Consider the following 14,263-nt stretch of genomic DNA (forward strand, 5'->3'; position numbering starts at 1 on the left):
ATCTTACAAAAAAGTCACAACGTTTCGCCAATGTTGTGACTTTTTTTTGTTTTAAGCAGATCTGTTTTGTTCTATAGAATGATATTCTACTTTCTATGTTGTGTGCTAAGAGTGGTGAAATACTGCCACGATATCATAAAAATATCAGTGGTATCTGTGTTCTTTTTTGGTAAATATGAGAGGGGACTCTAGTTGTAAGATTTACTTTTTTTATTGTAGTATTTATGATTCAAAAAGCTGTTTTTGTTGTTTCAAAAACGCTTTTTATAGGTCTTTTTCTACTTTTTTTTAACATTGCTGTGTTTTTTGGAGATAAATAAAAAAGTATTTTGTAAGTATCTGTTAGCGTGGTGTTAATGGTTTTTTGTTTCATGTTTCATTTTGTTGGTACGTCTTTCGAGCTAATGTTTTGGAACATTTTATCTCTTCTTTTAAGAGAAATTTGTAGCATAAATAATGCGCGTATAGATTTAAGGTGTATGCGTGTAAAATGATGCTAATAAAAACAAAACGAGGCATTGTTAATAATTTAATTATAAAAGACTACTTGATCTAAGATTCATTTGACTAGAACTTTCTTCAGTAGCATTTTTTTAAAATAAGATATTAATCATTATTGTTATGAAAAAAAGATTACTTCCTGTTGCACTTTTATTAGGAACTTTTGCCGCTAATGCCCAAGTAGGTATTGGTACAGCAACACCTAATAAATCTGCAGAATTATTAATCGAGTCAAGTAATAGGGGTTTATTGATTCCTAATGTTGCATTAACTAGTGCTACTGACAGAACAACTATCACAAATGGTAATGTTCAAAGCTTGATGGTTTACGCTACAAAAATTTCTGAGGAGAAAGATATTACTCCAGGGTATTACTATTGGGATATTAACAAGTGGGTTCGTTTAACAGCGGATAAAGATATACCTCAGATAGTAGTGAATAATTTCCAAGAAATTGTAAATAAAGATGGAGATAAAGTTGAGAATATCATCAAGAATATCGTTAAGAATACTGAAGGGAATGTTATCTATGAAGGTGATATATTATATCATATTACTAAAGATGGTGACAAAATAGTTAAAAAAGAGATTAAAGATAAATTAACTTCTATCGTTTATGACGATGCTAGTGGAGATTATATTTATTATAATGAAGGTGCTGTTGACCGTAATGGTAAAATTACTGGTGAAGGTATTCGCATTAAAGTAAAAGAGACAGTTATCAATAAGTTTGGTGATATCATCAATAATAACACTGTTCAAGAACACATTACTAATTATTTAGATGGAACACATGTAGGAGGTAATGTGTATTACGATGGCGCAAAGCTTACTTATGTAACTAAAGATGGAGATAGAGAAGAAGTTTCTATTAACCAAGTGGTTACTGCTAATGAAAGTAAGACCGCTATTATCACTATAAATAAAAAGCAATACTACGTTTCTGAAGAGTATTTAGTAGAAAATAAAGGTGTAGTGCCAACTACGGTAGATGCTTCTAATTTACCAAAAGGAATCTATGCTATTGATGTAGTAGGAGGTGTGGTTAATAACTTAGAAGAGATAGTAAATAACGGACCTGTTACTGTTGATGGACGTACATTCAAAACAGTGAACGATTATATTACTTATCTAACAGAATCTAAAGGTGGATTTACTAAGATTATCTACGATGCTACAACAGGAGATGCTATCTTCCAAGAGTGGAATGAGACTACTAACTCATGGGTAAATGTAGATAATACTAAGTTTAACAAGATAGTAACAGACAACGAGACTGTTACGACATTAGTTGAAAATGCTGATGGTACTTATACTTATTATAACGAGAAAGAAATAGATGCAAATGGTCAACCATTAAGCGGGGCAGCAGGAGTAACTATTGATCCAAAAGAAGTATCAGTAGCATTAAATAAAGCAACGAATGTTTATGAGTTCAAAAACTCAAACGGTGATGTAATTGGTGAAATTGATGCAAATGCTAATGCAATTGTTTATAATGATAACTCTACAAACCTTGGCGTAACAAATGTTCAAGGAGCAATAGAGAAATTATTAGAAAAAATCACAACAGTAGAAGGGACAACAGGAAATTTAGTAGTATCAGGAGGTCTTGAATTTACAGCTAAAACAACTGGAGTTAAAGCATTATTAGCAGATGCTAATATCCAAGTAGCAAATAAAGGAATCTCTACTGAGAAGTTGGACGATAAAGCAGTTACTAACGAAAAGTTAGGTGATAAGTCTGTATCAGCAGATAAGATGACTTCTTTTACTTCAGAAAATGGAACTACTAATCCTGTAGCTGAAGGACAAATCCCTGTAGCTGATGGAATAGGAGGAGTTGCTTATAAAGAAATCTCTGGAGAGACTCTTAAAGGGAAAGCTCTTACTTCAGGTTCTATCTCAGTTATCGGAGGAGAGAAAGCATTATTAGATACTACTAAAATAGAAGTAACAGGAGGTAAGAATAAAGGTGATGTATTAGTTACTACTGATGTTGTATTAAAGGATGCGGACGGTAAAGATGTTATGGGAGCTGATGGTAACCCTGTTTATGTTACAGAATGGGTTAACCCTAAGGATTTTGTGTCAGGAACTGTAACTGCAAAGAATGGTGTTACTGTAGTAAATGATAAAGACGGTAATAGTGAGTTCAAATTAGGAGGTGCTTTGACAGAAGCGACTGTTATCGATACTAAAGAGTATACGTTAGCAATTGCTAATATGGATTCAGTAGAGAAAGGTAAAGTATTAGAGAACAATTTAGTTATTGCTGATGCTAATGGTGTATTAAAACAAACTTCTGCTAAGAACTTGATTGAGGATGCTGTTGAAGTAGGGGATTTAAAAGCAAAAGCTTTAACTACAGATGGAGTTATTGTGATAGGTACTGATAGTACATCAACTACTGTTTTAGCAGATAATTCATTATTAGCTGATGTAAAATTAAACATAGGAAAAGATAAAATAACTGCAGATCATATTGCTACAGGTGCTGTAACGTCAGACGAGATATTAGATGGTACGATTAAACCTGAAGATATGGCATCAGATGGAAAATCTAAAGTATTAGTTACTGGAGCTGATGGTCAAGTACAGTGGATTGATCAATCTACTTTAAATAATAAAGATACTTTCACAGGAAATGCTCCAATTAGTATAGTAGAAGGTTCAACTAATACAACTGGAGGTAAAGATTATGTGATTCAGATTGCTGATGCGGATGGTACTACAGCTGGTGTTACTAAACAAGCTGAAGTAGATCCAACTATTTTATTTAAAGATGGTGTAGCGTCTGTTAACGTTGAAAATATAGCAAAAACACAAGGTAAAGCACTTACTTCAGGTTCTATTACAGTATTTGGTGGTGAAAAAGCTCTTTTAGATGGGACTGTTATAGAAGTTCAAGGAGGAGATAAAGATGGTCAAGTATTAGTTACAAAAACAAAAGAAATAGTTGTAGGTAAAGATGCTAATGGTACAGATATAAAAGAAACTCATAAAGTTACAGAATGGGTAGATCCTAAAGACTTTGTATCAGGAACTGTAACTGCTAACAACGGTATTACAGTAGTGAATGACTTAGATGGTAATAGTGAGTTCAAATTAGGAGGTGCTTTAACAGAAGCAACTGTTATCGATACAAAAGATCACACATTAGCTATTGCTAATATGGATTCAGTAGAGAAAGGTAAAGTATTAGAAAATAATCTAGTTATCGCTGATAAAGAAGGTGTATTAAAACAAACTTCTGCTAAGAACTTGATTGAAGATGCTGTTGAAGCAGGTAATTTAGAAGCAAAGGCATTAAAAGGAGTAGGAATTACGGTAACAGCTGGAGATAAAGAAGGTACTGATACTTCAGTAGCTAGTTCTTTATTGAAAGATGTAACTTTAGGTATTGCTGATGGAGCTGTTACTTCTGATAAAATGAAAGCGACAGTTGCAGACGGGAATGGAGGTTCTAAAAATGCAGAAGAAGGTATGGTACCTGTGGCTAATGCTGATGGAACAGTTACTTATAATAAAGTTAACGCTAAGCATGTTACTTATACGAAGCCTACTGAGGATAACGGATTAACATCTAATACTGTAGAAGGAGCTATTAACGAGTTAGCAGGTAAAAAAGGAGATCTTAAAGTGGCAGGAGGAATGTTAACTATCGATGATGGTGGTAAAGATGCTCTTCGTCATGATGCTACTATTTCTTTAAACCTTGAAGGAATGAATGCTATTAAAGTAATTGATGGCGTTTATGGCGTAGAAGATAAGGATGTAATCTTACTGGGAAATGCTGTTAATGGAGATGTAATAGTAAATCTTCCTACAGCAACAGCAGCAAATAAAGGAAAGAAATACACTATCAAAAAGTACGATGCAGAAGAGGATAACTATGTAACTGTACAAGGAAACATAGAGGGAGCAAGTGAGTTATACACAGCTCTTCCTTACTCTGGATGGGATTTAGTATCTGATGGTACTCAATGGCAAATCGTTAACAAATTTTAATCACCTTACTTAATTAGAAATCAAAATGAAAAAATTAATATTATCAGCTACAGTAGCTTTCACAGTTTTAACAACTTCAAATATATACGCTCAACAAGGATTCGGAACTAATACACCAGATAGATCATCTGCTGTAGAGATCTTTTCTAACAAAAGAGGTTTATTGATTCCTAGATTAGAGTTAAAAGATACTAAAATAGCTTCTCCAGTTTCAAAACCAGCTAATGCATTATTTGTTTATAATACTGCTACAGCAGGAGATGTAACTCCTGGTTTTTACTACTGGGAAACAGCAGATCAAAATGATGAGACTAAAGGTAGATGGGTACGTTTCGTATCTTCTAACTCAGGAAGTGCCGTAACCGTTTCTGCAGGAACTAATGTAACTGTAGATCCAACTCCTGATGGACATGATATTGACTATAAAGTGAGTGTTAAAGGAGGAGATAAAGATGGACAAGTATTAGTTACTGAGGATACTGGTAAAACAGATGGTGAAGGAAATCCAATTTATATTTCAAAATGGGTTAATCCACAAGATTTTATTAACGGAACTATCATAGGTGATAATGGAATTAATGCAGTAATTGATCCAAAAGATAATAAAGTACATGTTGGATTAGGTGGTAATTTATCAAAAGCTACTGAAATCAAGACTACAAAAGATAATACATTAGCTATTTCAGGTTTAGAAACTCTAGTAGGCAAAGATGCTACTACAGGAAATAAATTTGATGCTACTACACAAAACATTGTAGTAATGGGATCTGACGGTATCTTAAAGAATGTATCTGCTAAGGATTTAATGGAAGATGCTATTAAAAATGGTGCTATAGACGGAAAAGCATTAACATCTAAATCAATCGTAATTGATGAGAACGGTAAGGAATCTCTTTTAAAAGATGTGAATATCGAGATTAAAGGAGGAGATAAGGATGGACAAATCTTAGTAACGACTCCTAAATTAGATGATAAAGGACAACCAATTGTTGAAAATGGAAAAACTGTTTATGAAACAAAATGGGTTGATGCAGCAGGAAATACAGTAAAGTCTGGTCAAGGTATTACAGTTAAAGATGACAACACTGTTAACTTAGGAGGTAAGATTAAAAATGATGGTACTACACCAGGTGCTATTATTGACTTAACAGATACTAAGGGTGATAAAGTTGGTGATATTGCTATTAAAGGATTAGAAGAGCTAGTAGGCAAAGATGCTACTACTGGAAATAAATTAGATTCAGGAAGTGATAAACTTGTTATCGCAGATAAAGATGGTGTATTAAAACAAACTTCTGCTAAGAACTTAATTGAAGATGCTATTGAGAAAGGTACAGATGGTACAGATCCATTAAAAGCTAAAACATTAAAAGGAGATGGAATTACAGTAACAGCTACTGGTGCTGCAGACACAAGTTTTGAAGTAGCTAACTCTTTATTGAAAGATGTGACTTTAGGTATTGCTGATGGAGCTGTTACTTCTGATAAAATGAAAGCGACAGTTGCAGACGGAAGTGGAGGTTCTAAAAATGCAGAAGAAGGTATGGTACCAGTGGCTAATGCTGATGGAACAGTTACTTACCAACAAGTATCTGGTGAGACTCTTAAAGGTAAAGCATTAGAATCTAAATCAATTGTTGTAACAGGTGGAACAAAAGCTTTGTTAGATGAGACGACAATAGAAATAAAAGGAGGTACTACTGCAGGTCAAGTATTAGTTACTAAAGAAGTTACAGATGGTGAAGGTAAAGTTACTTATGTAACAGAATGGATTGATGCTTCTGCTTTAGGTAACACAGTTACAGCGAGTAATGGTTTAACTAAAGCTGGTAATGATATTCAATTAGGTGGTACAGTTGATAAAAATACTGTTTTAGCAATTGATAATACTAAAGGTGGTTCATTAGCTATTACTGGATTAGATTCTCCAGCTAAAGATAAAACAACAAAAGTAGTTGTAGTAGATGCAGATGGTAAATTAGCTACAATTGATAAAGGAGTAGGTAACGTTACAATTAATAAAGAAGGAGATGTTACTATTGGAGGAGATAATTCAGTAGTAAATAACTATCACCCTTCAATGGAAGAGATTGTTATCGAAGTGACTTTAGGAGCTACTGATACTAATCTTACTCTACCAGTTGTTAATGGTACTGAAGGACAAACTATCAGTATTAAGATTGTGAATGCTGATGAAAAGCACAATGGGTATTTAAATATCAAATCAGGAAGCGATGTTTTAGCTTATGGAGCTATGCCATTCCAAGGATGGATTATCAAGTCTAATGGAACGAAATGGATCGTTGTTGGACGTAACTAATAAAAAATAGAATACAAAAGATGAAAAAGACATACATAGGATTTGCCGGACTTAGTTTATTACTTTTATTAGGAACTCAAACAGTTCAAGCACAACAAGGATTCGGAACAGACAACCCACATAGATCAGCAGCAGTAGATATACAATCCTCAAAAAGAGGATTGTTGATACCACGTGTTAGTTTAGTTAAAACAACTAACCAAGCGCCTATTACTGCACCTGAAACATCATTGATGGTATATAACCAAGCAACAGCTAATGATGTTACACCAGGTTATTACTATTGGGACGGAGAAAAATGGGCTCGTTTTGCTAAACAATCTGAAATTACAGAGATTATTACTTTAGATGGTGATGTAACAGGTAAAACTGGAGATACAAAAGTTGTAGCTATTCAAGGAACAAGTATTTCAAATGTTGCTCCAACCGCTAATCAGGTATTGACTTTAGTAAATGGTGTATGGACACCGACAACTATTACATCAAGCTTAATTTCTGATGCAAAAGGAATTACAGGTACTGGGATTACTGTAGGAGGTACAGATAATGGAGCTGGATCAGTATTAAAAGATGTGACTCTTTCGATTACACACGGTGGAGCTAATCAAGTGATGGTAACAAATGCAGATGGAACTGGAACTACTTGGGTTGATCAAAAAGATATCGTTAAAGCTAACGAAACAGTTACTACTGTTGTTGATGGAACAAATACTACAGTAAGTTCATCTGTTAATCCAGCAGGAAGTAATACGACAGAGTATAAAGTAAATGTATCTAATGAAGCTATCCAAGGAGCACAGAAATTAACTACAGTTTCTGCAGAAAATGGAGTGAAAGTTACTCCTGTGGATATGGGTAATAATACTACAGATTATAACGTAGCAATTGACACTGATGGAGGTAAAGCAGGCGATGTATTAACAGTAGTTGATGGAGGAACATCAGGAGATACTAAAGTAGAGTGGAAAACTCCAAACTATGAGAATATCTATACGCATGATGGGACGATTATCGGAACTCCTGAAAATAAAACAAGAACTGTTGACTTTGGAGATACCTTTGCTTTAAAATTTAAAAAAGGAGAGCATTTTACACAAGAATTCACCTTTGATAAAAATCATACAGGATTAGATATGGCAGGATTAGATGGTGCGATGATTCATTTAATGGGACATGATAATGGTAAACATCCAGGATCGTTAACTTTATCTCATTCCGCTAATGCTTCTCAAATATTATCTAGGTCAGAATCAGGGTTAGTTATTGAAACAGAGGACAAAAAAGATATTACGTTTAATACATTTACTAGTGAAATTGAAGGCGTTGGAGCAATCGAGAATTTAGTTGTTAAAGGTGATGGAGGGGTGAAGGTAAGCCAGATTAATAAGCCTGAGTTTAAGGGTAGTTCAGCTGATAAAGTTGTAGTAGCGGATGATGAAGGGGTGTTAAAAACGGTTGAACGTACTAAAATAGCTCCTCAGTTCTTCTATATGCCAGCAGTTATTTTCGATACAAAAAAACAAGGTACTGATCTACAAAGAGACTTATATAAAGAGTATGTAAATCAGTTTACAGGAGGAAAAGTAGGAGAAGGTAATGCAGATTATCCTATTGCTCATGGTGCTGATGGATATACAATGTCTTATACAGGTGGTATAATAGGTAGTCATGGAGCTCCAAAAGATATAGCTGTGTTTAATAAAGAAGAGCTTTATTATTATGTGACTTATTACGATACCAAAGTATTTGCTAATCTTCGTATTAGTCCAGAAGGTGTTTTGATTTATGATATCATTGGTAATGCTACACCTGCTTCTTATATGAATATCGTTTTTGTAATCAAATAACGAAAAAATAGTTAGGTATCTTTAGCTTAAGATACTTATTAAACTAAATTATAATTACAAATATAATATGATATATAAAATTATAAATAAGATAACAATCAAAGTAGTACTTACTCTAAGTTTAGTCTTAGGAGTAAGTACAACTATGTTGGCAGACGGTTCTAGAAATTTATATCCTAGTGGAGCAAGTGGGCATCGTGCTATGTTATTAGGGAAGGGATATACTTCACCAGAGGCAATACCTTTTCCTAATGCTGGAGCACATTATGTATATGCTAAAGTAGGAGAAACTATTACAATGGCATCTTCAGCTCAGGGTTTTTCAGGAAGAAGAGATGAAAATAAAATTGTTTTGTATTCCCCAACAGGAGAGGTATTGATTGAAAATGAGAAAGATGGAAAAATATCGAATCGTAGTGATGAATTAGGAGGGCCTAGATTAAAAAACAATAGTAGCTCAGGAAGCTATACTCCTATATATCATAAAGTCACAGTTGAAGGAATTTATCGTATAGAGTTTATATCTAGAAGGACTAGCCAACCTGGTCCTGTTTTATTAGCAATTAATAATTGGACTCAGGATGAAGATGCAGCAATTAGGGCTTGGGATGTCTCAGTTATTAATGAAAATAACACAAAGTTTATTGATGGTAGAGTTTATACAACAAATTTAAATTTTACTAACGGAAACTTCAATGGTGAATATGCAAATGTTTCTTTTCAAGGGAAGTTTTTTGTTCGTACTAATGATGGGTTTACATATAGAGTGACTCATAAGGGGTCTTCAGGTATTGTATGGGCATTTTTTGTGAATAACAATGGTTTCTATGACGCTAAAACAAAGAATTCTTTGTATAAAAGTATGAATAATGAAGCTAGTAAGGTTATTGACAATATTCATAATCCTAATACTCCAGATGATGATAGTAATATTACCCATAAGATCTACTATACATTACCTGCAAAAGATATGCCTAATAAGGCAAAAGTTGCTATTAATAGTACCTCTTATGGTTTGACTACATGGTTAAATCCTACAGTAATAGAGCCAGAAGTATCTAATGTGAAGATAGTAGGTGCTGAAGGGACAGTAGGTGTTTTTGGACATAAAGGTGGGTACATAGAGTTTGACGCCCCTGTAAGTGGACAGCAGTTTACGATTGATATCATAAGTAGTGGATCTGTATTTAAAAGATTAGAAGGAAATACAAAAGAAGGGCACAATAAAATTTATTGGGATGGAGTAGGAACAGATGGAAAAACAAAGCTAAAAGGTGTAGTTCCTGTTGATTTAAATGTACAATTACAAGGTGCTGAAGTTCACTTCCCTTTCTTTGATATGGAATATAATATAGGAGGTATAGCAATAGAATTATTAGATTACCATAATTATAGTAATGTACTATCAGATTTAGTATTTTGGGATGATAGTGATATACCTGATGTTAAAAGTAGATATGGAGCAAACGTTTCGCCTAAAAATAATAGTCATTTAGAACCTGGAAATAAGGGAATTAGTAGTAATATTAATGGACATAAGTGGGGTGAAGGAGGTTCTGGAGCTAGTAATACATTTGGTGATAAAAAGTCAATGGATACTTGGACGTTCAGAGTTGGAAATAAAAAAGAGATTAAGACAGAGGTTGTTATAAAAGAGGCAGACCTTTATACGAATATTACTTATAAAGTAGGTGGAGTTGTAGGAAAAGGTAGTGGACATAAAGGTGATGCTGTAGAATTTATAGTAACAGCTGGTAATAATGGTCCTTCTGATATTATAGCAGATGCTAGTAAAGGAATTCATGGAGCTCCTTTTACATTTACCTTACCTCCAGGGGTGGATGTAATCAATCCAAAAGGAGTAAAAGCAACTTTTAAATGTGCAAATGGAAATACTAAAGAATCGGTAGCGCTTACTTATGATCCTTTAACGCGTACGTTTCGTTCAGAATTACAAATACCTAATGGATGTACAGTTGAGTATAAAATCACGGGAGTGTTAAACGGTATGACAGGATCAATGATTGCAGAATCAACGATTATGAGACCTGCTGATGTTTCTGATCCAGATGCAACAAATGGTGACCCAAATGTGAAACCAACGAATCCACATTATGAATGTTATAATAATGATTCAGGTAATTTACCTGGAGGAAGTGGATCAATAGGATGCAACAATATCAATGAAGTTGTTTTTATGGCACTTGGAGAATGTGTAGATAAGATATTGTATTTTGAAGATTTTGATCGTGGATATTGGAATGTAAATTCAGGAAGAACAGATTGGAGTCAACGAGCTTCTATTAGTATAGGAGCAAATGGAGAGATATTAAAAAATCAAGATGGTTCGATAAAAAGACAAGGTCCTAGAGGAGGAGCAACAGCATCTTATCTTTTTGCACCTGGTATTAATGATAGTCGTTATGCAAGTGCGAATAGAGATCCTCATAGTCAAACTATCTCCGTTGCACGTATTAAAAATGGATATTACTCTGTAAATCCTCCTGGGTATGTACAGATGGGAATCCCTACAACAGATTCTTGGCATGAAGGAATATGGGTAGAGAATGCACCAAGTAATGATCCAACTATAGCAAATAGTAATTTCGACTGGACTCCAGCTTGGGATAATGCTAAAGCGATAAGAGATATGTCTGGAGCAGTAAATGGTTCTGCATTCTTAGTAAGAGGAGCTGCTTCAGCTGCGCAAAGTATTAAACCGTTTTATGAGTTTGAATTAGCGGAAAAAATAGAGAAAGACAAAGTTTATACTTTAGATATCTATTCTTATGTGACTTACCATGATAAAGATTATATGATCATGGATGTGTTAGATAAAGAGACTGGTCATATCTATGCATCAGTTCCATTAAAGTATGGAGGTGTTGGATTGCCAGAAGGAGCTAAACCAGAAGGGTTTAGTTTAGGATGGGTGCCACTAACTGCTAGTTTTACATTTGCTGATGCTGAATGTGTAGATGTTTTAGGTAAAGATGTGAAAATTGCTATTAGAGGTAGTCAAGATAGAGCTTTAGAAACAGGAAAAGGTTTTGGACATACTCTGATAGATAATATCACATTCTCTAAGCGTATTGAAGATCCAAGTTGTGGAATCCTTGTCTCTAATATTACTTGTGCAGATGAGTGCTATCAAGATATAGTAGGTAAAGGATTTGGATGGGGGCATTATGCAGGAGAGTTAGGCGGAAAGAAAGTAATTGAGGAAAGCTTTACACAACCAGGTACTGATGGTGGTTATATTTTGGATATTTATGAGTTAGATAATTCATTTAATATGATTATAAACGGTGTACCATTACATACAGAAGAACTTGAGTTCCAAAGAGCAGGAGGGCTAGTGCAAAATGTACGTTTCAAAGCAGGTGGTATTTGGGAAGATGGTACGATTAAAGATATTTGGAAATTTCATGAAAAGGGAACATTCGATTTAGAGGATCGATTTAATAATCCTGTACCTACAATTCGTGTAGTAATTGATAAGTGGGGAAATGTGAAGTTATATGGAAAACGTACAGAAGAAAGCCCTTTAGAAGAATTAGAGGTTTTTGATAAAACAACTAAAGAAGTTGTTCAATTATCATCTATAGCATGGAATACTGATTCTTCTGATTCTTCAGCGAATAAAATTAGAGTAACTCAAAATGTGGTCAATGTTACTAGAATGTATGGTTTTGGTTATGGTCAACAGCAAAAAGAGTGTGAAACTTGTACTATAGAGAAAGATGGAGTGTTTATAGATGAGAGTAAAGATGGATATGCACAAGTAGGAGAAACAATCTTATATACTTTCGATGTGAAAAATGCTGGTGATATGGATATAGAGGACATTGAGATAATTGACCCATTGTTTGGATTCACCATTAAGCTGGATGAACATACTCATCAACCATTACAAGAGGGTGTGACTTTCTCAGGTGATAATAACAATAATGGTATTTTAAATAGAAATGAGACTTGGACGTTCACTGTATCTTATACTGTAACTGAAACTGATATTTTCCAAACTAAAGGGGTATATAATAGAGCAACAGTAAAAGGAGTTGGTAAATTGCCTAAATCAGAACGTAAGGTTGAGGAACTTTCAACAGATCCTACACCATATCAAAAAGGTGATGAAGGTTGGGATGCTGATAAAGAATTTCATACTTATGTTCCTTTAAAAGGAAATGGATTATTGATAACGAATCCTATGATTTATCAAAAAGTGAGATAATAGAATAATAACTGTGCTAGTCCCGTACTAGCACAGTATTTAAAAACTGAAAACTATGCAATCAAAAAAAATATATAAATCAGTTGCCTTATTAGGTTTAGCATTGCCAGCTACAGTAGTAGCACAGCAAGCTAAGAAAGACCAAGTAATGGTAAACCAAGGAAAGATTTCAGTAGCAGAAGGTGGTGTAATGTCTACTATCTATGATTTTGATAATACAAAAGAAGGGTATGTAAAGAATGATGGAACGGTTTATTACTACAGCAACTTTAACAATGACAATATTTATGATCACAGCACTAACGCCAAAGGTTCTAAAGCTGTGTTCACTCCTTTTGAAGAAGCAAAAGGAGCTCAGCATATCACAGGAAGCCAACCATCTAATTTCTTTGATGTAGTACTAGATAACTCTACTAAAGACATGGCCTTTGACTTAAAGAATGAGGCTAACGTAAGAGGTAGTGTAGACTTTAAAGATGGTATTATAAAAGTAGACTCACTAGCAGGGATGCTAACCTTTCACCAAGGGGCGAAAGCACTTAAGCCTACAGATAGAAGCCATGCAGAAGGCTATGTAGAGAAGATAGGTAATGAGGAGTTCCAATATCCTAAAGGAGATAAAGGACTATACCGTTATGCTAGAATCACTGCTCCTGAGCATGTAAAAGATGCGTATGAAGGAAAGTATAACTTAGATGATAAGAACTTCTTTAGAGCGCGTAGTGCTAAGTCAGGAGTGATTAACTTACTGGATGAGCGCGAGTACTGGACAGTAGATAAAGGAAGTGATAACAGCAAAGGAGATATCATGCTGACACTGAGTTGGGATGAGCGTACTACACCTAAAGAGTTATTAGTAAACCCAGAGAAAGAATTACACATTGTACGTTGGGATGTTAAACAACAACTTTGGGTAGACGAAGGTGGAGTAGTAGATTTAGAGAAGAAAGAGATTACGACGCCTACTAGTGTGAAGGGGTACGGATTCTTTACATTAGCTACTGTGAATACAGACCTAATCTTAGATGGAGATATCGTTATTTATAACCTTGTTTCTCCTGATGGAGACGGTAAGAATGATTACTTTATCATAGATAATATCAATAGATTCCCTAATAATACAGTAGAAATTTATAACCGTTGGGGAGTTAAGGTATTCGACACGAAGAGTTATGACAGTGCAGGTAATGTGTTTAGAGGATACTCTGATGGACGTGTTACTGTAAATAAAGGTGAGAAGTTACCTACAGGTACTTATTTCTACATCGTGAGTTATGAGTATAAAGACGCTAGCGGTTCGCGTATGATTAAGAAATCGGGTTACCTACATTTAGAAAGTAATAAGTAAGA

At 34.4% G+C, this 14,263-nt stretch carries 5 protein-coding genes; all 5 read left to right on the forward strand.

Annotated features, from left to right (window positions below):
* Positions 1-621: 621 nt before the first annotated feature.
* The 5 genes from AABL85_RS10600 (at position 622) to AABL85_RS10620 (ending at position 14,261) form a co-directional block, all read left to right on the forward strand.
* Complete coding sequence (locus AABL85_RS10600) at positions 622-4,512, forward strand: hypothetical protein (protein ID WP_341310057.1); 3,891 nt, start codon at positions 622-624, stop codon at positions 4,510-4,512.
* Positions 4,513-4,537: 25 nt separating this feature from the next.
* Entirely contained in the window at positions 4,538-6,832 is a 2,295-nt protein-coding gene (locus AABL85_RS10605; RefSeq protein WP_341310058.1) for a hypothetical protein, read from the forward strand.
* Positions 6,833-6,852: 20 nt separating this feature from the next.
* The gene (locus AABL85_RS10610) at positions 6,853-8,679 is read left to right on the forward strand and encodes a hypothetical protein (protein ID WP_341310059.1); all 1,827 of its coding nucleotides are present in this window, start codon (positions 6,853-6,855) and stop codon (positions 8,677-8,679) included.
* 67 nt (positions 8,680-8,746) lie between these two features.
* Positions 8,747-12,913, forward strand: a complete 4,167-nt coding sequence (locus AABL85_RS10615; protein WP_341310060.1) for a DUF7507 domain-containing protein — start codon at positions 8,747-8,749, stop codon at positions 12,911-12,913.
* A 55-nt stretch (positions 12,914-12,968) separates the two neighbouring features.
* Positions 12,969-14,261, forward strand: a complete 1,293-nt coding sequence (locus AABL85_RS10620; protein WP_341310061.1) for a gliding motility-associated C-terminal domain-containing protein — start codon at positions 12,969-12,971, stop codon at positions 14,259-14,261.
* The last annotated feature ends 2 nt before the right edge of the window (positions 14,262-14,263 follow it).

The organism is Myroides odoratimimus, from assembly GCF_038039805.1.
In the GTDB taxonomy this organism is placed as follows: domain Bacteria; phylum Bacteroidota; class Bacteroidia; order Flavobacteriales; family Flavobacteriaceae; genus Flavobacterium; species Flavobacterium odoratimimum_B.

Excerpts from the sequence above, each read along its gene's own strand:
- AABL85_RS10620 (WP_341310061.1), top strand. The coding sequence starts at position 12,969 with ATGCAATCAAAAAAAATATATAAATCAGTTGCCTTATTAGGTTTAGCA.
- AABL85_RS10610 (WP_341310059.1), top strand. The coding sequence starts at position 6,853 with ATGAAAAAGACATACATAGGATTTGCCGGACTTAGTTTATTACTTTTA.
- AABL85_RS10605 (WP_341310058.1), top strand. The coding sequence starts at position 4,538 with ATGAAAAAATTAATATTATCAGCTACAGTAGCTTTCACAGTTTTAACA.
- AABL85_RS10600 (WP_341310057.1), top strand. The coding sequence starts at position 622 with ATGAAAAAAAGATTACTTCCTGTTGCACTTTTATTAGGAACTTTTGCC.
- AABL85_RS10615 (WP_341310060.1), top strand. The coding sequence starts at position 8,747 with ATGATATATAAAATTATAAATAAGATAACAATCAAAGTAGTACTTACT.